The 19,408-nt window shown below is 45.0% G+C and carries 20 protein-coding genes; 9 read left to right on the forward strand and 11 right to left on the reverse strand.

Going from position 1 to position 19,408, the window contains the following annotated elements; all coding sequences use genetic code 11:
* Nucleotides 1–6: 6 nt before the first annotated feature.
* The 4 genes from V1U08_RS09145 to torE all read right to left on the reverse strand — a co-directional run bounded on the left by V1U08_RS09145 (nucleotide 7) and on the right by torE (nucleotide 5,879).
* Nucleotides 7–1,746 carry a glycoside hydrolase family 36 protein gene (locus V1U08_RS09145; RefSeq protein WP_330470451.1) on the reverse strand — a complete coding sequence of 580 codons (1,740 nt, stop codon included), beginning with the start codon at nucleotides 1,744–1,746 and terminating at the stop codon, nucleotides 7–9.
* Nucleotides 1,747–1,976: 230 nt separating this feature from the next.
* Entirely contained in the window at nucleotides 1,977–4,439 is a 2,463-nt protein-coding gene (gene torA / locus V1U08_RS09150; RefSeq protein WP_330470452.1) for a trimethylamine-N-oxide reductase TorA, read from the reverse strand.
* Between the two features lie 25 nt (nucleotides 4,440–4,464).
* Nucleotides 4,465–5,649 (reverse strand): pentaheme c-type cytochrome TorC, encoded by a 1,185-nt coding sequence (gene torC, locus V1U08_RS09155; protein WP_330470453.1) that lies wholly within the window; start codon nucleotides 5,647–5,649, stop codon nucleotides 4,465–4,467.
* Nucleotides 5,650–5,699: 50 nt separating this feature from the next.
* The gene (gene torE / locus V1U08_RS09160; RefSeq protein ID WP_020332959.1) at nucleotides 5,700–5,879 is read right to left on the reverse strand and encodes a trimethylamine N-oxide reductase system protein TorE; all 180 of its coding nucleotides are present in this window, start codon (nucleotides 5,877–5,879) and stop codon (nucleotides 5,700–5,702) included.
* Between the two features lie 440 nt (nucleotides 5,880–6,319).
* On the opposite strand from torE, the gene V1U08_RS09165 reads away from it, so the two are divergent.
* Nucleotides 6,320–7,123 (forward strand): ABC transporter permease, encoded by an 804-nt coding sequence (locus tag V1U08_RS09165; protein WP_014231505.1) that lies wholly within the window; start codon nucleotides 6,320–6,322, stop codon nucleotides 7,121–7,123.
* A 245-nt stretch (nucleotides 7,124–7,368) separates the two neighbouring features.
* Nucleotides 7,369–7,506 carry a hypothetical protein gene (locus tag V1U08_RS09170; RefSeq protein WP_014231504.1) on the forward strand — a complete coding sequence of 46 codons (138 nt, stop codon included), beginning with the start codon at nucleotides 7,369–7,371 and terminating at the stop codon, nucleotides 7,504–7,506.
* A 101-nt stretch (nucleotides 7,507–7,607) separates the two neighbouring features.
* Here the strand turns inward: V1U08_RS09170 and focA are convergent, their stop codons facing one another.
* Nucleotides 7,608–8,468 (reverse strand): formate transporter FocA, encoded by an 861-nt coding sequence (gene focA, locus V1U08_RS09175; RefSeq protein WP_014231503.1) that lies wholly within the window; start codon nucleotides 8,466–8,468, stop codon nucleotides 7,608–7,610.
* Between the two features lie 302 nt (nucleotides 8,469–8,770).
* Here focA and V1U08_RS09180 point away from each other — a divergent pair, with 302 nt between their 5' ends.
* From V1U08_RS09180 to V1U08_RS09190, 3 genes are all read left to right on the forward strand, one after another.
* Complete coding sequence (locus V1U08_RS09180) at nucleotides 8,771–9,007, forward strand: TIGR02647 family protein (protein ID WP_014231502.1); 237 nt, start codon at nucleotides 8,771–8,773, stop codon at nucleotides 9,005–9,007.
* A gap of 312 nt (nucleotides 9,008–9,319) precedes the next feature.
* Nucleotides 9,320–10,147 (forward strand): NAD-dependent epimerase/dehydratase family protein, encoded by an 828-nt coding sequence (locus V1U08_RS09185; protein ID WP_330470454.1) that lies wholly within the window; start codon nucleotides 9,320–9,322, stop codon nucleotides 10,145–10,147.
* Nucleotides 10,144–10,782 (forward strand): YdcF family protein, encoded by a 639-nt coding sequence (locus tag V1U08_RS09190; protein WP_020332957.1) that lies wholly within the window; start codon nucleotides 10,144–10,146, stop codon nucleotides 10,780–10,782. The genes V1U08_RS09185 and V1U08_RS09190 overlap by 4 nt, the downstream gene beginning before the upstream one ends.
* A gap of 71 nt (nucleotides 10,783–10,853) precedes the next feature.
* Here the strand turns inward: V1U08_RS09190 and V1U08_RS09195 are convergent, their stop codons facing one another.
* Nucleotides 10,854–11,432, reverse strand: coding sequence for a thymidine kinase (locus V1U08_RS09195; RefSeq protein ID WP_065296656.1), 579 nt, complete (start codon nucleotides 11,430–11,432; stop codon nucleotides 10,854–10,856).
* Nucleotides 11,433–11,512: 80 nt separating this feature from the next.
* Nucleotides 11,513–12,895 carry a cysteine--tRNA ligase gene (cysS, locus tag V1U08_RS09200; RefSeq protein ID WP_065296655.1) on the reverse strand — a complete coding sequence of 461 codons (1,383 nt, stop codon included), beginning with the start codon at nucleotides 12,893–12,895 and terminating at the stop codon, nucleotides 11,513–11,515.
* 203 nt (nucleotides 12,896–13,098) lie between these two features.
* Here cysS and V1U08_RS09205 point away from each other — a divergent pair, with 203 nt between their 5' ends.
* The 4 genes from V1U08_RS09205 to V1U08_RS09220 all read left to right on the forward strand — a co-directional run bounded on the left by V1U08_RS09205 (nucleotide 13,099) and on the right by V1U08_RS09220 (nucleotide 16,566).
* Nucleotides 13,099–13,593, forward strand: a complete 495-nt coding sequence (locus tag V1U08_RS09205; protein ID WP_020332956.1) for a peptidylprolyl isomerase — start codon at nucleotides 13,099–13,101, stop codon at nucleotides 13,591–13,593.
* 327 nt (nucleotides 13,594–13,920) lie between these two features.
* Nucleotides 13,921–14,649, forward strand: a complete 729-nt coding sequence (gene lpxH / locus V1U08_RS09210) for a UDP-2,3-diacylglucosamine diphosphatase (RefSeq protein ID WP_330470455.1) — start codon at nucleotides 13,921–13,923, stop codon at nucleotides 14,647–14,649.
* Nucleotides 14,650–14,757: 108 nt separating this feature from the next.
* Nucleotides 14,758–15,972 (forward strand): EAL and HDOD domain-containing protein, encoded by a 1,215-nt coding sequence (locus V1U08_RS09215; RefSeq protein WP_014231495.1) that lies wholly within the window; start codon nucleotides 14,758–14,760, stop codon nucleotides 15,970–15,972.
* A 90-nt stretch (nucleotides 15,973–16,062) separates the two neighbouring features.
* Nucleotides 16,063–16,566 (forward strand): YchJ family protein, encoded by a 504-nt coding sequence (locus V1U08_RS09220; RefSeq protein WP_330470456.1) that lies wholly within the window; start codon nucleotides 16,063–16,065, stop codon nucleotides 16,564–16,566.
* A gap of 68 nt (nucleotides 16,567–16,634) precedes the next feature.
* Here V1U08_RS09220 and hisIE read toward each other — a convergent pair whose 3' ends face one another.
* The 4 genes from hisIE to hisH are packed head-to-tail and all read right to left on the reverse strand — an operon-like array spanning nucleotide 16,635 to nucleotide 19,387.
* The gene (gene hisIE / locus V1U08_RS09225; protein ID WP_014231493.1) at nucleotides 16,635–17,270 is read right to left on the reverse strand and encodes a bifunctional phosphoribosyl-AMP cyclohydrolase/phosphoribosyl-ATP diphosphatase HisIE; all 636 of its coding nucleotides are present in this window, start codon (nucleotides 17,268–17,270) and stop codon (nucleotides 16,635–16,637) included.
* The gene (hisF, locus tag V1U08_RS09230) at nucleotides 17,267–18,040 is read right to left on the reverse strand and encodes an imidazole glycerol phosphate synthase subunit HisF (RefSeq protein ID WP_014231492.1); all 774 of its coding nucleotides are present in this window, start codon (nucleotides 18,038–18,040) and stop codon (nucleotides 17,267–17,269) included. The genes hisIE and hisF overlap by 4 nt, the downstream gene beginning before the upstream one ends.
* The gene (gene hisA / locus V1U08_RS09235; protein WP_014231491.1) at nucleotides 18,022–18,759 is read right to left on the reverse strand and encodes a 1-(5-phosphoribosyl)-5-[(5-phosphoribosylamino)methylideneamino]imidazole-4-carboxamide isomerase; all 738 of its coding nucleotides are present in this window, start codon (nucleotides 18,757–18,759) and stop codon (nucleotides 18,022–18,024) included. The genes hisF and hisA overlap by 19 nt, the downstream gene beginning before the upstream one ends.
* 13 nt (nucleotides 18,760–18,772) lie before the next feature.
* The gene (hisH, locus tag V1U08_RS09240) at nucleotides 18,773–19,387 is read right to left on the reverse strand and encodes an imidazole glycerol phosphate synthase subunit HisH (RefSeq protein ID WP_020332950.1); all 615 of its coding nucleotides are present in this window, start codon (nucleotides 19,385–19,387) and stop codon (nucleotides 18,773–18,775) included.
* Nucleotides 19,388–19,408: the final 21 nt, after the last annotated feature.

Below are 19,408 nucleotides of genomic sequence, written 5' to 3' on the forward strand. Positions count from 1 at the left end.
ATCACACTATACTGTTACGATGGCTTTTGCATTCAAGCCCTTATCCAGGCTGACTAAAAACATCTGACAAGGGTCTTGATTCAGCTTTTCTCCCGTCCAGAAATCATACCAGTCGACAGGCTTGTCCGAAGTCAGCGTAAACTCCGTTGCGTCTTGATTTGAGTAGTTAAACAAACAATGCAGATCATTTTTCGTTGTTAGCTTCAAAAATGCGTGATTTAAATTCAATGACGAAAAGATGGCAGACTCTTGGCTGCGACGCTGGCGCAACATAAGTTTCGACAACGTTTTGCTCGCAAATGGGGTAATCTCTGGAAGTGGATCGCCAGAAAGTAACAAGCCGCCACAAGCCAAAAGTACAGTACGATGAAATTCGTAGTCCTCACGCGAAGCCGCTTGATTTGGTAACGAGGTAAACGTTGCACAGTCTGGGTCAATCTGCCAAAGCTTCCGGTGCTGCCAACTGCGGTAAAATGTTTCTTTTGCGATCTGTTCGAAGCGATGACTATGACGTTCAACGTCATCGGAAACACGCATCGCATCCACCAGCCCCAGTGAAGGCCACATTGGCGCATTACAACCCAGCAGCCAAGCGTCACCCGCCCCTTTCGCTATCGCTTCCATTCCCATTCGGTACGCTTCAACGCCTGTCACTCCAGACTGGCTGCGTTTTCCTTTGAGGGTACCCCAATAGTTTGCATCCAGCTTAAACAGTTCGACGCCCCACTCTTCACGCATAACAGACACCACATGGGTAAGGTGATCTTGGACTTCTGGATGAGAAGTATCGAGAATATACCACGGTGTGCATCGCCAACCTCCGTAGGTGACATCCTCTGCTTTCATTAAACTGCCATCATGATGGCGCACAAACCAGTCAGGGTGTTGTTTGAACACTTCCGACTCTGGTTGAGCAATAAATGGCGCCATCCAAATCGCTGGCTTTTTCCCCTTAGAACGAATGTTCTGAATTAACTCTTTTACACCACCAGAAAACTTATCGGAAGGCGTGAGCCAGTCCCCCATGAACGCCTGATAGCCATCGTCAAGTAACACCCACTCAAGATCCGCCAGCTTATCGCTCATACACTCTACATTTTGCAAAATGTTCGTTTCTGTCACGTCAGCGTAATAGGCGTACCACGAGCACCAACCTACAGGAGCACGTTGTGTGACACCGTTACGTACCGGATGATTGTCTGTAATCATCTTGCTGTATTGTTGGTAAAGTGCTGACAATGATGTTCCGCTCAGCACGGTAACAGACTCCAAAGCATTACTTTCCCAGTCGGTCACTTGTGTATGCTCGCCATCAATAGCCGCAGCCAGAATCCACTGACCTTCATGCAATCGCACATCAAAATAGCCAGCGAAGCGACGGCAACTGGTAAAGCCAAACAACGTATACCCATCAGAGTCTTCAACCACTAAGTAGTTGTAGTAACGCTTGGGTTCATCTTGAGAATAGATCCGATAACTCGGATTGTTATCAGGACAACGACCAACATCGATGGGCTGGCTTATAGTCCCCGAGGTTTGTGCCAGCATCTGAAAACCGTCTCCGATCACGCGAGCGCCATGTTCATATAAAAATGGGACTTCAAAAAGCACTTCGCGATCAGTAAAGGTCTTCTGGTGGATACCAGCAAAAGAAAAGTGTACTTGATTGCCGATGACATCGGCGCGCAGGTCGTTATCAACGACGGTAATTTCTATGCGATTAGCGAACTGAAAGGTTTGAGTCATATTAGATCTACTTAGTTATTATTATCTTTATACCCAAGAGACTTGGTTCAATATGAACCGTTTAGGTACGGTCACCATTATCCTACGGTTTAGAAGCGTAAATCGTTAGTTGCCTCACGAATACACCTTAGCTCTTAGTGAAACATAATTATTGAGATAACGCTCCCCAAAATTCTGCTAAAAAAATACCAGCCCGAAGGCTGGTATTGGATTTTGTACTTGTGCTTGTATTAAGCAACTTCGATTGGACCACCGAATGATGTGACCGGCGGCACTTTACCTGTAAACTTCTCAAAGTCGACGATACAAGTGTTCGCAGAAGTAGCCTGTGCAAGCTCAGACGAACCGATGTCTTGCGTTAGCGTGTTAGGGTCACCGTACGTACAGATAGCGCCTTCTTTCTCATTGAGAGGACCATACCAGGCACCTTCTTCGATACGAACAACGCCACGTGGGTAACTATCGGTCAGAACCGCACCCGCCAAAAGCTGACCACGATCGTTAAATACACGCACCAGGTCACCATCTTTAATGCCTTTCGCTTTTGCATCAACCGGGTTGATGTAAACAGGCTCACGACCTTGCACCGCGTAAGTGGCGCGGAACTCTTCAGATTCACACATTTGTGAGTGCAAGCGCTTGTCTGGGTGACAAGACTGCAACCAGAATGGGTATTTGTCTGAACCCGGACCACCGTGTGAACGTTCTGATTTTTCGAACCACATTGGGTGCTCTTGGCAATGTTCGTAACCGTAACGGCCGATCTTACGAGAGGTAATCTCGATGAAACCAGATGGCGTACCCAGTGGATTCAACTCTGGATCTTTACGGAAATCCGCGTGACGAACCCAAGGTTTGCCTTCACCAAAGTCCAGTACACTCTTCTCCCAGAATTCGTTGAACTCTGGCATTTCGAATTTACCTTCATTGGCTTTCTTACAATCGTTGTACAGGCTTTCGATCCATTCCATCTCACTCATACCACGAGTGTACTCTTCACGGCGGCCAAAGCGTTGTGTCAGTTCACTCATGATCTGGAAGTCAGGTTTAGATTGGAACAGTGGATCAACCAAACGGTGCATCGCTACCAAACCACGGCTTGAGTATGAGCCATAAACGTCGATATCGTTACGCTCCCACTGAGTACAAGCTGGCAATACGATATCAGAGAAACGACAAGTTGCCGTCCACGCAAATTCAATGGTCACAACCGTTTGTAGCTTCTTGAACGCTTTCTTCATGCGGTTGCGATCTTGGTGATGGTGCCATGGGTTACAACCCGAGATAACCATCATTTTGAAATCTGGCAGTTTAACTTTGCCGCCGTTGTAATTGATCTCTTTACCTGGCTCGAGAATAGCATCAATCCAACGCGCTACCGGGATAGTACGACTGTAGCCGTTGAAATCGTTGTTATCCCACTTCGGCTTCATACCCTGGTCAAGGTTACGCGGGAAACCGCCAGGGCCTGCGAAACCCGTTGATGGAACACCGATACTTGAGTAGTGGTGACCATAAGAGATACCGCCGCCCGGTAGACCAATCTGACCTACCATTGCCGCAACAACCGCAGCCGCCCAATAAGGTTGCTCGCCGTGTTCCTGACGCTGAATACACCAGCCCATCAAGATTTGCGTACGACCATTCACCAACATGCGGGCGAATTCGCGAATCTTGTCCGCCTTCACGCCACAAATTGATGCCGCCCACTCAGGAGTCTTTTCCGTCTTATCTTTGGTTTGACCCTGAACGTATTGAATGAACTCTTCAAAGCCCAGACAGTAAGTCTCAATGAACTTCTTATCGTAGAGCTCTTCGTTGTACAGCACGTGTGCAACAGCCAGCATGAACGCTACGTCGGTCATCGGGTTGATGTACAGGTGATCGTTCTCTAGGTAGCGCTGAGTTTTGTTCTTCACCGGGTCAACAGACAGAACGTTGATCTCACCTTTCGCGACTTTCTCTTTTAGCTGTTCTAGATACTTGAAAGATTCGTGCGTTTCACAGTTCCAACCTACCTGAAGGTTTTTCACTGGATCGTTCGCCCACAGAACAATGTTGTCTGAGTTCTCTAGGATTTCAGACCAAGAGGTACCTTGTGCATAAACTTCTGTTGAACCGAGTACGTAAGGCATGATGGTTTGACCCGCACCTGTCGAGTAGTCGCCAACTTTCGTAATGAAGTTACCATGCATGCCCACTGCACGTTGCATGTGTGCCGTACAGTTATTGAACGCACCCGTTTGGTTCCAGCCAGTTTGGCCAGCGTGTAACGCCCAAGGACCGTATTCTTTCTGTACACGTTCTAACTCACGGTAGAACAGATCCAGCGCTTCATCCCACGTTACACGGATAAAACGGTTGTTCCCGCGAGTATCTGCGCTGTACTTGTGCTTTTTGAGCCAATCCAGACGAACCATTGGGTAACGAACACGCGAAGGGCTGTAAATGATGCCTTTGATGCCGTTCAGCATCTCTGTCGGGTTCTTATCAAGCTCTAGTGGTTTGATCTCCTGAACCTTACCCGCGTAGATATGAGCGCGGAAAGCGCCCCAGTGCGAGCCCTGCACTTTCCAGGTACCTGTCGATTCCGCGGCTTTTGCTGAAGCTGACGCTAATAAGCTTGGACCGATAACTGACGCGGCACTTGTCGTTGCTACGCCTTTAAGAAAACTTCTTCGTGTAATAGCCATTTAAAATTCTCCAATCCGACGCTTATTAGTGGTGGCCTTCAGCATAATCTGAAGAGTGCTTCTGTAGATATTTCAAGATAAGCGCTTCGCTGTCCGTATCCAGGTTCACGAACGCTAACATACCGTCGAACATACCTGGCCAGGTGTTCGCGTCGAAGTGCGCTTCAGCAGGTTGCGTGTGACATACAGAACAGTTGGTTTTGTACGCTTCACGAGATTTTTCCCATACTGGATTGATATCGTTCAACGCCGACTCTTTCTTCAGCCAAGCTTTTGCTGTCACTTTTTCCCATGGGAGACCAGTGAGTTCGTCAACACGTTTTTCACCTGTCGTCACCATGTTGCTGTCGGTAGACGCTTCTTTTAGCAGAGATGCAGTCGCAATGTTCTTACCGAAATCTTCTTGGATTACGCGACCAAAGCCTTTCGCTTTACGCCAGCCATCGATTTCGATTTCAACAAAGTCGCCTTTTTCTTCGATCACTTTTACGGTCGATGCCGGGTTCAGAAGACCCGCTTCTTTAGTGCCTTGTTCATCAAAGTAAAGTGGAAGATGACGAATGCTGACTAGCTGCTGACCTACTGCGTAATCCGTGTTTGATGTCATTTGTTCCAGATCGCCGACAATACCGCCGATGCTATCCATACCAGCAGGTAAGTTGTGCGCAATGCCTTTGTGGCAGTCGACACAGCTTTGATCTTTCTCTGCGGCTTGTTTCATTTGAATACGCGCGGTCGGAGACATCTGGTCGAAGTCCATCGAGTCGTAGTTGTGGCAGTTTTTACATTCAAGAGATTTGTTCGCAGAAAAACGATCCCATTCATGTTTGGCTAACTCGATACGGCGCTCTTCAAACACCCCTTCTTCATCGTAGTTACCAAATACTTGTGCAAACACTTCTTTAGAAGCCTGCATCTTACGAGCGATTTTATCTGTCCATTTATGTGGAACGTGACAATCAGGACAAGTCGCACGTACACCCGAGTGGTTTTTCCAGTGAACCGTGTCTTGCAGTTCAACATAAACGTTGTCGCGCATGGTGTGACAGCTGATACAGAACTCTTCCGTGTTGGTCGCTTCTAACGCTGTGTTGAAGCCACCCCAGAAAATAACGCCTGCGATAAAGCCACCCATAGTTAGCACACCAAGGCTGATATGCACGGCAGGGCGTGTCATCGTACGCCACAGTTTAATGATTAATGATTTCATTATTTGCTCTCTTAAAATCTTTTCAAAAGTGTGGTTATGAGCTCAACGGCTTACATACCGTGCGCACCAGGAGGTCCAAAGAAGAACACCTGCAACATCCATACGATGAATCCGTAACCGCCAACGAAACCCACACTTAAAATTGGAAAGAGAACAACCGCGATAAAGAAAAACGACTTCCATTCAAGGGAGCGTTTTTCACTGCACTCAATATTATTAACATCTCTCATACATTTGCCTACTTTGTATTTAGTGTTATTGAAAAGCTCAGGAAATAGAGCTTAAGTTTTTTACAATTTATAACCGAAAATGTTAGTCCATATTAATAGTAGGGTTCAATCAAATAACGCCCTTCAACCCTTGTTATTCAACACTTTTTTGAGTTCGAACGGAGATGTGTGGGATTGATATTATTTATTAAAAAACATGAACAGATATGAAAAAATAAGTCTTTTAAATAAACGTTAAATTGGTAACAATATAAAAACACAAATAACATTTTCACGTTTAACATTACGGGAAAAATGCATTTTCATAGCGAAGAAAAACCAAATAATGTAAACAAATTGATAAGAAATGATTTATAAAGGAGGCTTTAACTCGCATTTAAAGTCATTCGAAAAATATGAGTTAATATAGAAAGGGTAAAGACGAGAACTTAGGAGAATTGATGGACAGCGTAGTAGATATTAGCTGGATAAAACTGGCGTTATTCAGCTTGATTTTACTCATCCCACTGGCAATTAACTATCGCTACAAATTGGGAATTGCGAAAGACACTACGATCAGTGTTCTTCGTATGACAGTGCAGCTGATCCTGATAGGCGTTTACTTAGAGTACCTCTTCCACCTAAATAGTTTACTGATCAACGTGCTATGGATAGCTGTCATGATTGTGGTTGGTGCAAGTACGATTGCGGGTAAAGCTCACTTACCTAAAAAACCATTGATGCTGCCTTTGATCACAGGGCTTGTTTGCGGTCTATGCCCGCTTCTGATTGCCATGACGGTAGGTTTAGTTCAACCGACTCCTCTTTACAGTGCCCAATACATGATTCCTCTGGCAGGTATGTTGTTGGGTAATAGCTTAAGCAGCAACATCATCGCGCTACAAAACCTCTTTACCGCCTTTGAAGAACGTAAGACAGAGTACGAAGCCGCTATTTCACTTGGTGCATCTCCTAAATACGCTTCATTTCCCTTTGTTCAAGAGGCGCTAAGAAAATCCATGGCCCCAATCTTAGCGTCAATGACTGCAACTGGCCTTGTCACGCTTCCAGGGATGATGACAGGGCAGATCTTAGGAGGAGCAAGCCCTCTGGTCGCGATAAAGTATCAATTGGTGATCATGTTAGCGATTTTCGTCATGTTAAATATATCTGTGGTTATCACCCTAGAAATGACATTGAGCAGCGTGCAAACCAAAGAAGGCCGAATTAGAGTAAAAATTGAGCAAAAAAGTTCTACAAAATAAGCTCGACTTACTCGCATATAACCGTTTAATTTTATAATATTTTCTACAGTCAGATAGATACACACGATCTTTAAGACAGGTTATCCACAGAAAATGTGGATAAGCAATGAAAAAACATACGCAATCAGAAACATAACAGGTTGTCTGGAAAAAGGTTTTTCCGAAACGTAACGGTCATAAATTGATCACTTAGCTGAAATACTCTAGTTTTAGAGTGCAGGAAGTAGCATAAAGGAGCAACTATCATGGATGTATTAATGGTCTCTGAAAAGTATGATGAATTGTTGTCTGACACGCCGCTGGAGTGGCTGGTTCAGGTACCAAATGAAATGACGTCACACTGGGTGCCGATCGAGTTTGGGATTAACGAAGAGTTGGTATAGCTGCATAGGTTTAAAGAGAGCAGACACAAGACAACAGACAAGAGAAAGGCGAGCCATTTGAGCTCGCCTTTTTACTAATCTGAAATGGAAAAGATCACTGATTATCTCAGGTGCTTGTCTTCATCACGCAGGTAAATCATCCAATACCACATACCGACAAACACACCGCCACCGATAATATTCCCTAACGTAACAGGGATCAGGTTGTTGAGAATGAAGCCTGTCATGTTCAAATCCGCGTAATTCGCAATATCTGCGCCAGTCATTTGCCAGAACGCTTCTGGAGCAAAGTATTTAATCCCAATCGCCATTGGAACCTGGAACATGTTCGCAATACAGTGCTCAAAACCTGCTGACACAAACATGGCAACGGGTAGGATCATTACCGCAATCTTATCGGTTAAGGTGCGTCCACTGAATGTCATCCAGACAGCAATACACACTAAAACGTTACACATAATGCCTAGGGCGACTGCCGCGAAGAAACCGTGATGTAATTTATGCTGGGAAATAGCCATGGCATTTAAGCCGACCTGCCCGCCATCAAACATATACTGCTTGCTGACCAGCATACAAGCCACCAGCATAGCGGCACCAGCCATGTTACCAAAGTAAACTACAAACCAGTTTTTAACTAACGCCTTCCAGGAAATTTTTCCACTGGCGCGCGCTACCAGTGTCAACACCGAGCTGGTGAAAAGCTCACCGCCTGTGACCACCACAAGGATCAATCCAAGACTAAACGCAAGACCACCAATTAAACGCGTCATGCCCCAAGGTAAGTCGCCTGCACCCGTTGTTACGGTAGTATAGAAAATGAATGCAATACCAATATGAAGCCCTGCGGAGATGGCAAGTAAAAAGGATTTAACAGGTGCTTTAGTCGCTTTACCTACACCAACTTCGGCAGCGCGTTCAGCAGCTTGCGGCGGTAATAATGAGTCAAACTGATTGAAATTCATGGTGGCGTAACATTTAGAAACAATTAAGGAGGCGGCGATAATCGCGCGATTTTCACACTTTTTCAAGGGGTATTTGTAGTGTTAACTAAAAATATTGTTTGCGGGATGTTTATCACCAAATCTGGGACACTAAAATGACAAATTTTTACTGTCATTGATATGTGACAAGAATATTTTCTTTCGAACAAAAATCCCACGTTATATCAGCCTGATAGCAATACAGTTAACACTTCTCGCGGTTTTGTGTTGCTCTAGTTGGTTTTTGAGACTAGCTTGGATAAAAAAGCGCAAAGGAATTATTTATGAAATATTCAGCGGAACACATGGCCGAATTGAATCTACTTCTTCAGTTCGATTTAAGCAGCGCGGCAACGGGCATTAAAGTTCACAAAGATGCGTCCGAAGAAACGCAAACTGCCATTGCTCGTCTGTATGAGAAAAAACTCTGCACACAGCCTGATGGTGGCTATTTAACTGACGAAGGTATCGAGGTCGCAGAACACGCAGAAAAAATCTTACGAGTACTAGCAGCAAGCTAATCTAAGCGTAAATGGCTGCATGATTAGCGTTCAAGCCGTCAAAAGCGGTCTGAAACCGTAACAGCGCTAGTTTGACCGTACAAATATCAATCACCTTTCCTCCTATAAAGTGCCATCATCATTGATGGCATTCACATATTTTCCCAATAGGTTTACACTTATTTCTAATACACTGAAGTTTGACTATTGCAATCAATAACGTACATCGATACCAGATTAGACACCTGATAAGGTATCCCCTCCCTTGCTTCAGTGAACAATACAACGCGCATAACTCTGTTTAACAATTTTAATTTAGTCGGGAAGAGACATATGGCAAACACATTGATTGTAGGTGCAGGCTGGCTAGGCACACCACTCGCCCAAGCGTTAGTAGACGAAGGACAGACTGTTGTAGTGACTCGCCGCAGCCAGGAAAGGTTGGATGAATTACCATCGACACTCATGAACGCTGAGATCCTCGATCTCACTCAACCACACGCAGAAATAAAATTGCCAGAGCTTATCCAGCGGTATCAAATCAAGCACATCGTCGGTGCGTTTCCCCCAGGATTTAGAAAAGGTGGTGGTCAAGAGTATGCTCAGCAATGGGCAACCTTAGTTGAAACCGCAAAGCAGCAAGAAATTGAAAAGTTAGTGATGATCAGTTCCACGACGGTCTACCCTAATTTGCCGTCTGACATGAATGAAGATTCCGCCTCGCTGAAACTGGCACAAAACCATCCTCATTTTTCTGAAAACGCGCAGATCATGTTGCAGGCGGAGCAGTCTGTCATCGACTCTGGTATTCACTATGCCATTTTAAGATGTAGCGGGTTGATTGGCCCGGACAGAAACCCAGCTCGCTTTGCTGCGCGACTCAAACAAGTTAGCCGCAAAGCCCCTGCAAACATGCTTCATCAAAAAGATGCGGTTGCCGCTACAAAATTTGCACTGGAACACATTGATAATGAAATTGTTAACGTGACAACACCCAATACCGTCAGCAAAGCCGAGTTCTATCAGGCTGCAATCACTAAGAGTGGCGCGGAGCTTTCTCTGCCTCCAGTGACAGAAGATGCCGACAAGCGCATTGTCGCAGATAAGCTCGTTTCGCTCGGTTATCAATTTCAATTTAACTCAACGCTGGATGCACTATGAAGCTTTATCAACATATCGAAACACTCTGGGATTACATGCAACTTAAGCATCAGCTAAAACCAGCGGATTGCTTATTAGTCATGTGCAGTAATGACCTTCGTGTCGCAGAACATGCTGCAAAGCTTTATCAGCAGAAACTTGCACCACTCATTGTGTTCTCTGGCGGTAAAGGGCGATTTACAGATGGTTTGTTTGACAAAAGTGAAGCTGAAACTTTCGCAGAAATAGCGCAAGCGGCAGGTGTCCCTGGCGATGCAATATTGTTAGAAACCCAATCAACAAATAGTGGTGAAAACGTACGCTTTACTCATCAGCTACTCGAAAACAGCGGTATTTTGTGTGACTCAGTGATTTTGGTGCAAAAACCATTTATGGAGCGTCGAGCCATCGCTACATTCGAGAAACAATGGCAATCACCCTATTCTCAACTTCAAGTGAGCTCCACTGCACATCCGTTCTTCGAGTACATTAATGAAGACATGCCGTTGATGATGGTGTTAGAAGCACTGATGGAAGACTATTCTCGCGTCAAAACCTACCCTGAAAAAGGTTTTCAGACTGAGCAAGTCATTCCGGAAAATGTCGAGTCGTCTTATCAGGCATTACTGCAACGTTTCGGTTTTAACTTCGCATAATTGAATAACGCCAAATCGCAAAAAAGCCACCGATTTTGGTGGCTTTTTGGTATGCGTTTAGCAAATCAGGACTATTTCCCTAACGCTTCTTTGTAATGCTGACGACAAACCGAAACATAGCGTTCATTACCGCCAATCGCGACTTGGTCGCCCTCTTTAATGGCTACACCATGCTCATCGGTACGAATCACCATATTCGCTTTGCGGCCACAGTGACAAATCGTCTTAAGTTCTACCAACTTGTCCGCCCACGATAACAGGTACTTGCTGCCTTCAAAAAGTTCACCAAGAAAATCGGTTCTAAGGCCGTAACAAAGTACTGGGATATGTAACTTATCTACCACTTCTGTCAGTTGATATACCTGCTCTTTGGTTAAGAACTGGCACTCATCAACAAGAATACAATGTCGCTTTTCAACCTCGTTTAGAGCAGCAATTTCCTGATATAAATTGGTATCCTGGCCAAAAAGATGAGCGTCTGACTGTAGACCAATTCGTGAGCTTACTTTGCCCACACCGTAGCGGTCATCAAGTGCTGCCGTAAATATCACTGGCGTCATGCCACGTTCTTGGTAGTTAAAAGAAGATTGAAGAAGAGTCGTTGATTTACCCGCATTCATCGCAGAGTAGTAGAAATACATCTGAGCCACAGAGCATTACCTGAAGTTAAAATTATAGAAGTAGAAAATAAAAGGGCTGAATTATCAGCCCTTTAAAAAAGAAAATTCAATTACTTACGACGCCAAGTTGTGCCTTCTGGACCATCTTCCAGCACGATGCCCATTTCGGTTAGCTTATCGCGAGCCATATCTGCGTTTGCCCAATCTTTAGACGCACGAGAGTCGTTACGCAGTTTGATCAACGCTTCAATTTCTGCCACTTCATCATCATTACCTGCGTCACCTTTCAGGAAGGCTTCAGGATCTTGATAAAGAATACCGATAACATCAGCAAGCTCCCGCATTAATGCGCCAAGTTCGCTCGCTTTCTCAATGCTTTCTGTCTTCAGACGGTTCACTTCACGCGCCATATCAAACAGTACAGAGTAAGCTTCAGGCGTGTTGAAATCATCATTCATCGCGTTAGTAAAGCGAGAAACGTACTCTTCACCACCAGCTGGTGCTGCTTTTAAATCAAGACCACGTAGCGACGTGTATAAACGCTCAAGTGAAGCACGCGCTTGGTTTAGGTTATCTTCGCTGTAGTTTAACTGGCTACGGTAGTGACCAGACATCAGGAAGTAGCGTACTGTTTCCGCATCGTAGTGACCTAGAACGTCACGGATGGTGAAGAAATTGCCCAGAGACTTAGACATTTTCTCGCGATCGACCATCACCATGCCACTGTGCATCCAAGTGTTCACGTACTTAGTATCGTGTGCACAGCAAGACTGAGCGATCTCATTCTCATGGTGAGGGAACTGAAGGTCAGAACCGCCGCCGTGGATATCGAAGTGGTTACCAAGAATTGACGAGTTCATTGCAGAACATTCAATGTGCCAACCTGGACGGCCAGGGCCCCATGGAGATTCCCAAGTTGGTTCGCCTGGCTTAGACATTTTCCAAAGTACGAAATCTAGTGGGCTGCGTTTTGCTGTTTCGATATCAACACGAGCACCAGCCTGAAGCTGATCCAAGTCTTGTTTAGACAGTTTACCGTATTCGTCAAACTTGCCTACTTCAAACATGACGTCGCCGTTATCCGCAACATACGCAAAGCCACGTTCAATCAGCTTTTCAACCAACTCGATGATTTCTGTGATGAACTGCGTAGCGCGAGGCTCAACGTCCGGGCGCTTCATATTTAGCGCATCGAAATCAGCATGCATTTCGCCAATCAGGCGCTCAGTCAATGAATCACAAGATTCACCGTTTTCTGCTGCACGCTTAATGATCTTATCGTCGATATCAGTGATATTGCGAACAAATGTAAGATCGTAACCCAAGTAACGCAGGTAGCGAGAAACAACGTCAAAAGACACAAAAGTACGACCGTGGCCGATGTGACAGAGATCGTAGATGGTAACTCCACAGACATACATGCCAACTTTTCCGGCTGTAATTGGTTTGAATTCCTCTTTCTGTCTTGTGAGTGTGTTATATATCTTTAACATGATCTCTATCTATGATTGTGAATGATTACAAGAAGGCCGAGTATAACAACTCCGACCTTATTAGGTAATAGGAATTAACCGATAAAACGATAATCGGCTAAACTTCAAGCACAAAACGATTAATTTCTTCTTCCTGAGTTTTTAAAGCGTTGTAACTTAGGCTAGAATCTCGGGCTCAATACAACACAGTAAAGGACAGTAGCATGATCACCCTTCACACTAATTTTGGTGACATCAAGATTCAACTAAACGAAGAGAAAGCGCCAGAAACAAGCGCAAACTTCCTACAGTACTGCCGCGACGGTTTTTACGACAACACTCTATTCCACCGTGTTATTGATGGTTTCATGGTTCAAGGTGGCGGCATGGAATCAGGTCTACGTGAAAAAGCAACACGTGCACCGATCAAAAATGAAGCAAACAACGGCCTTAGCAACAAAGTAGGTACTCTTGCTATGGCACGTACTATGGAGCCGCACTCAGCAAGCTCTCAGTTCTTCATCAACGTAAACAACAACACATTCCTAGACTTCCGTAGCGAAAGCCTAGACGGTTGGGGTTACTGTGTATTCGGTGAAGTTGTAGAAGGTATGGACGTAGTTAACCAAATCAAAGGCGTTAGCACTGGTTCTTACGGCATGCACCAAGACGTACCACTAGAAGACGTGGTAATCACTGGTACAACAATCGAAGAGTAATTCTTACGAATTATTATATAGGGTCTGTTGACCTGTCGCAGTTAAATTTTGTTCGAGATAAAAGCGTTTTAATCGCGGCGAGAGGTTTGTAGCTTAGTCATTCTAAGTAAAACACCTCTCAACAAAGAGTAAAACGCTTTTAGCCGAACCCTTCGGGCAGCATTTGTGGCTCCTTTCTACTGTGTTAGCGGCTTATCAGGTAGAGTAACTACATTTCAAAGCCACTGCCTTGTATAAAGAACCCACAAATTGCTGCAAAAATCAGCTCGAAAGGTCAACAGACCCTAGACTTAATTGAATGGGGAGGCATCGCCTCCCCTTATTTCTATGACAACATTATTTATATCAGACCTGCACCTTACGCCGTCACGCCCTGACATTACAGAGTGTTTTGTGACGTTTATGCGCACAGAAGCCCCAAAAGCCGACGCTTTATACGTATTAGGCGATCTTTTCGAGTTTTGGGTCGGTGACGACGACAAAACGCCTTTCGCAAACCAAATTCGGACCGAATTTAAAACGCTTACCGACAGCGGTGTTCGTGTCTTCTTTATTCAAGGCAACCGTGATTTCCTGTTAGGAAAACGTTTTTGCAAACAAACGGGGATTACGCTTCTTGATGATGTTTGTACTATTGATCTTTATGGCAAAAAAGCGGTGATCTTACATGGCGATACGCTATGTACAGACGATGTTGACTATCAGAAATTTCGCAAAACCGTTCACCAACCATGGTTGCAATGGGTCTTCAACCATATCCCTTGGTTTATAAAGAAAAAAATCGTCGCCAAAGTTCAATCTGATATTCGAGATGATAAAAGCAACAAATCTTTGGACATCATGGATGTTAACCAAAGCGAAGTAGAAAACGTGATGTCTCAATATTGCGTCGACCTGATGATTCATGGTCACACACATCGTCCAGATACACACCATTTCGACGTCAACGGGGTTAAGAAAACACGCATAGTTTTAGGTGACTGGTATACGCAAGGCTCAGTTTTACAAGTAAATTCTGACGGCTTTCTTCTGGAAACAAGGCCTTTCAACTCATAAATTACGCAAAACCTGTTAAGAGCTTACAATATTCGGACTTAAAGCATAGATATTTTATCAAAAATTGTTATCATCCTATGACTCAGTTAAGCAGAATGAAGTACCTAATTGAAGTATTCTTACGTAGCTCGCCAACCAATTCTAGATAGAGAAAAGCGAACCATTGGTTATGAACTTCTCTTTCGCGACGGCCCCAAAAATACCTTCCCTGAAGTAGAACCCGAGCTGGCTACTAGTCGATTGCTGTCTGATCATTTTCTATCGACGCATTACAATACATTAGGTAACAAGCTGGGGTTTGTTAACTTCCCCCAGCAGAGTCTGATCAATTTGGTTCCCACTTTATTTCCTAAAGACTCATTAGTTATTGAGGTCTTAGAAGATTGTGAGCCGACAGAAGAACTGCTTAAAGCGATTAAATATTTGCATGAATGCGGGTACAAAATCGCACTGGATGATTTCGTACCAACCAAGGCTTGGAAGCAATTTCTTCCCTACGTCTCGATCATCAAGTTTGATATTCGCCTGGTGCCGATAGAAAAAGCAGCAATTTTTATTCAAACCCTTCGTCACTACAACATCGAATTTCTTGCCGAGAAAGTGGAGACCTATGAAGAGTTTGAACAGACCTTAGAAGCAGGATTCAACTACTTTCAGGGCTACTTCTTCAGTAAACCTGAAATGATCAAGAAAAAGCAGCTGAAACCGTCATTTTTGGCAGTTATCCAGTTGTGTAAAGAGATTGCGGATAAGCCCATCAACTTTGATGAAGTGGAACGTCTGTTTTCAATCGACATTACGCTTTCATACAAGCTACTGACTTACGTCAATTCCGGATACACACTCGCGACCAAAATTAAGTCCTTCAGACAAGCTCTGATTTACTTGGGTGAAGATCGCCTGCGACGGTTCATCTCACTCGTTGCCATCGCTTCAGTTCAAGATGACAAGCCAGACTCTCTCTATACGCTTGCAATCCAACGCGCTCGAATGTGTGAGTTATTGCTGAGCTTGATGAGAACCAAATATGATCCGGGACAAGCCTTTCTAACGGGAATGTTTTCGCTGCTAGACTCACTGCTCGACCAACCCCTGAGCGATGTGATTAACGATATTCCTGTGGACGACGATATCAAATTAGCGCTCACAAGCCACAAAGGTGTATTGGGTTACTTACTGTCGATGACTATCGCTTATGAACAAGCAAACTGGGAGCGAGTTGAGAAATATTGCACGGCTCTAAAGCTCACAGAAGAGCAACTTGTCGAAGCATTTAACCAGTCTACCGTCTGGGCTCAGGAACTCCTTTCCCAAAGTTCTTAAGCATTTCATCTTCTGATAACGTCGTTCGGGTGTATAATCCTACCTATCTCACCGACGTGAGCCTATTTAATCAAATAGAGATTTCTTTTTATGTCTTCTACCTGCCCATGCGGCTCTAATCTCCCATATCAACAGTGTTGTGAAATTGCTCATAGCAATCACAAAAATGTAGAAACACCAGAGCAGTTAATGCGCTCACGCTACAGTGCTCATGTTTTAGGGTTAGTGGATTATGTTGTCGCGACTTATCACCCGAGTTGTCATGCTGAAGATCAGCGCGCAGGCATTGCACAATCTATCGATAGTGACTGGTGCCAACTTGAAGTAATAAGAGCTGAAGCAGGCAGCAATGAAAATGAAGGGGTTGTTGAATTCAACGCCTACTTCAATGAAGAAGGTAAACGCTACTGCCTGAGTGAGCGTTCACGCTTTGTCAAAGAGAGTGGCCTTTGGTACTACATTGACGGAACCTTCCCACAAGATGAAGAAGAACCAGATCCTCGTCTGAACCAGCCAGTAAGTAGCCTGAAAGTTGGCCGTAATGACCCATGTATTTGTGGCAGCGGTAAGAAATTTAAGAAGTGTTGTGGTTAATCCAAATACTTGCTGATAGACAAAAGGCTTCCTGTTGGAAGCCTTTTTCGTGTGAATGATAAGCAAAGTTACTTGTGGCGCTCTTTAAGCTTATTCACTACGTCGTTCATAGACAGACCTTGGTCTTGCAGCAGGACCATCAAGTGATAAATCAAATCCGCCGATTCGCACACTAGTTCCGCCTTGTCACCCGACGTTGCCGCAAGCGCGACTTCAACGCCCTCTTCGCCCACTTTCTGCGAAATACGCTTGGTGCCACGGGCATAAAGACTGGCGGTATAAGAGGACTCTGGGTCGGCGTCCTTGCGGGCAGCCAGTAGCTGCTCAAGTTGATGAAGCCACACCATTTGCGACTCTTCTTGCGGGTCTCCATCCCAGCACGTTGTAGTGCCAGTGTGGCAAGTTGGACCAATCGGATTCACTTTGACCAATAAGGTGTCATTGTCACAATCCAGTGAAATGTTCACCAACTGAAGAACATTGCCCGAGGTTTCGCCTTTCGTCCACAAACGCTCTTTGGTGCGAGAGAAAAATGTCACCTGACCAGTTTCGCCCGTTTTTACTAGCGCGTCCTGATTCATGTAACCCATCATCAGCACTTGGCTGGACTGGAAGTCTTGGACGATAGCAGGTACCAGACCATCCACCTTCTCCCAGTTGATTCGCTCTTGTAGCGAACTTACTTCGGCGGCTGCAAAACTCATACTCGTACCTCTATACCTTGCTGTTTTAAATACTGTTTCAACTCGCCAATATTGATGACTTGTTTATGGAATACTGACGCTGCTAATGCGCCGTCAACATTCGCTTTTTGGTAAGCTTCTGCAAAGTGCTCCATTGCACCCGCACCACCTGAAGCAATCAGAGGCACCTTACACACTTCACGAACCATATTGAGCTGTTCAATGTCGTAACCGTTGCGGACGCCATCTTGGTTCATCATATTCAGAACGATTTCACCAGCGCCGCGCTTTTGCACTTCTTGTACCCAGTCACGCGTTTCCCATTTTGTCGCTTTTGTACGCTCTTCATCACCAGTGAACTGGTAAACCTGATATTTGCCCGTGTCCTTGTCATAGTATGAGTCGATACCAACCACAATACATTGAACACCAAACTTATCAGCCAGATCTGTAATCAGTTGTGGATTCGCGAGAGCCGGAGAGTTGATCGAAACTTTATCAGCACCAAACTCCAGAATACGCGCTGCATCTTCTGCTGATTTAATGCCGCCTGCTACACAGAAAGGAATATCGATGACTTCAGCTACGCGCTTCACCCAGCTCTTATCGACCACACGACCATCGCTAGACGCGGTAATATCGTAAAACACCAACTCGTCAGCGCCTTCTTCCGCGTAGCGCTGCGCAAGAGGAACAATGTCACCGATGATTTCGTGGTTACGAAACTGTACCCCTTTCACCACCTGACCATCACGTACATCAAGACATGGGATTATTCGCTTTGCCAACATGTGAATGCCTCCTCTGCGGTGAATTTGCCATCAAGTAACGCGCGGCCAACAATGACACCTGCCACTCCGCTACCTTTCAGGGCTTCAATGTCGGCCAGTGAGCCAATACCACCTGACGATTGAAACTGAACTTGTGGGTATTGCTTACAAAGATCCACGTATAACTCAACATTAGAGCCTTCAAGTGTGCCGTCACGGGAAATGTCCGTACATAGCACGTGCTTCAGACCAACTGTAAGGTAGTCATCAATCAATGCTTCAATGGTTACGCCGGAGTCTTCCTGCCAACCAGAGATAGCAACTTTACGTGTACCATCCTGATCGATGTTGATATCCAGCGCCAGAACGATTCTTTCTGCTCCGTATTTTTCCATCCAGCCTTTTACTAACTCTGGCTGTTTAACGGCGGTAGAGCCTACTACAACACGCTGAGCGCCTGCTTCTAACAGATCCACAACGTCCTGTTCAACGCGAACGCCACCACCAATCTGAATGTTGGCTGGCGTGCTTGCTAATAGTTTTGCAATCAGATCGAGCTGTCGCGCAGAGGTGTCTTTTGCACCTGTTAAGTCAACCAAATGCAGCCAATTTGCACCCGCTTGATGATACAGGTTGAACTGCTCTGCTGGATCCACTTTGTATTCAGTTACTTGTCCGTAATCACCTTGGTAAAGGCGAACCACCTGTCCTTCAATTAAATCAAGAGCTGGAATAATCACACTAAATTCCTTTTTATAATTCTAAGAAGTTTTGAATAAGCTTCGCGCCCGCTTTTGAAGAACGCTCAGGGTGGAATTGCACTCCGTAGTAGTTGCCGCTCTGTACTGCTGCGGTGAACGGATTGCCGTAATTACACTCAGCAATGGTGTAATCTCCGACTGGCATCGCAAAGCTGTGTACAAAGTAGAAGTACTCACCCTCTTCGATGCCTTTAAACAATGGGTTACCCGGTTTCGCAGTAACCGTATTCCATCCCATGTGTGGCAGTGGTAAATCGCCCGTTTGAAGCAATTTCACTTCGCCATCACAAAGACCCAGACATTCAACCAGCTCATCGGCTTTTTGGCCTTTCTCTTGAGAAACCTTACCCAATAGTTGCATGCCCAGACAAATGCCAAGAAGCGGCTTTTCGACCTTTTTCACCAGCTCGATTAGATCGCGCTCCTCCAGGTTTTTCATCGCTTCACTTGCTGTACCTACGCCAGGTAAGAAAAGCTTATCCGCCGCCAAGACAACTTGAGGATCTTTTGAAACAGTTACTGTGTAGCCAAGGCGCTCAATGGCAAATCTCACCGAAGAAACGTTGGCACAGCCAGTATCAATAATCACAACTTTCTGTTCTGTCACTGTACTCATCTCCTATTAATA

The sequence above is a fragment of the Vibrio sp. YYF0003 genome, assembly GCF_036350715.1.
Lineage (GTDB): Bacteria > Pseudomonadota > Gammaproteobacteria > Enterobacterales > Vibrionaceae > Vibrio > Vibrio natriegens.

Excerpts from the sequence above, each read along its gene's own strand:
- V1U08_RS09145 (WP_330470451.1), bottom strand. The coding sequence starts at position 1,746 with ATGACTCAAACCTTTCAGTTCGCTAATCGCATAGAAATTACCGTCGTT.
- torA (WP_330470452.1), bottom strand. The coding sequence starts at position 4,439 with ATGGCTATTACACGAAGAAGTTTTCTTAAAGGCGTAGCAACGACAAGT.
- torC (WP_330470453.1), bottom strand. The coding sequence starts at position 5,649 with ATGAAATCATTAATCATTAAACTGTGGCGTACGATGACACGCCCTGCC.
- torE (WP_020332959.1), bottom strand. The coding sequence starts at position 5,879 with ATGAGAGATGTTAATAATATTGAGTGCAGTGAAAAACGCTCCCTTGAA.
- V1U08_RS09165 (WP_014231505.1), top strand. The coding sequence starts at position 6,320 with ATGGACAGCGTAGTAGATATTAGCTGGATAAAACTGGCGTTATTCAGC.
- V1U08_RS09170 (WP_014231504.1), top strand. The coding sequence starts at position 7,369 with ATGGATGTATTAATGGTCTCTGAAAAGTATGATGAATTGTTGTCTGAC.
- focA (WP_014231503.1), bottom strand. The coding sequence starts at position 8,468 with ATGAATTTCAATCAGTTTGACTCATTATTACCGCCGCAAGCTGCTGAA.
- V1U08_RS09180 (WP_014231502.1), top strand. The coding sequence starts at position 8,771 with ATGAAATATTCAGCGGAACACATGGCCGAATTGAATCTACTTCTTCAG.
- V1U08_RS09185 (WP_330470454.1), top strand. The coding sequence starts at position 9,320 with ATGGCAAACACATTGATTGTAGGTGCAGGCTGGCTAGGCACACCACTC.
- V1U08_RS09190 (WP_020332957.1), top strand. The coding sequence starts at position 10,144 with ATGAAGCTTTATCAACATATCGAAACACTCTGGGATTACATGCAACTT.
- cysS (WP_065296655.1), bottom strand. The coding sequence starts at position 12,895 with ATGTTAAAGATATATAACACACTCACAAGACAGAAAGAGGAATTCAAA.
- V1U08_RS09205 (WP_020332956.1), top strand. The coding sequence starts at position 13,099 with ATGATCACCCTTCACACTAATTTTGGTGACATCAAGATTCAACTAAAC.
- lpxH (WP_330470455.1), top strand. The coding sequence starts at position 13,921 with ATGACAACATTATTTATATCAGACCTGCACCTTACGCCGTCACGCCCT.
- V1U08_RS09220 (WP_330470456.1), top strand. The coding sequence starts at position 16,063 with ATGTCTTCTACCTGCCCATGCGGCTCTAATCTCCCATATCAACAGTGT.
- hisIE (WP_014231493.1), bottom strand. The coding sequence starts at position 17,270 with ATGAGTTTTGCAGCCGCCGAAGTAAGTTCGCTACAAGAGCGAATCAAC.
- hisF (WP_014231492.1), bottom strand. The coding sequence starts at position 18,040 with ATGTTGGCAAAGCGAATAATCCCATGTCTTGATGTACGTGATGGTCAG.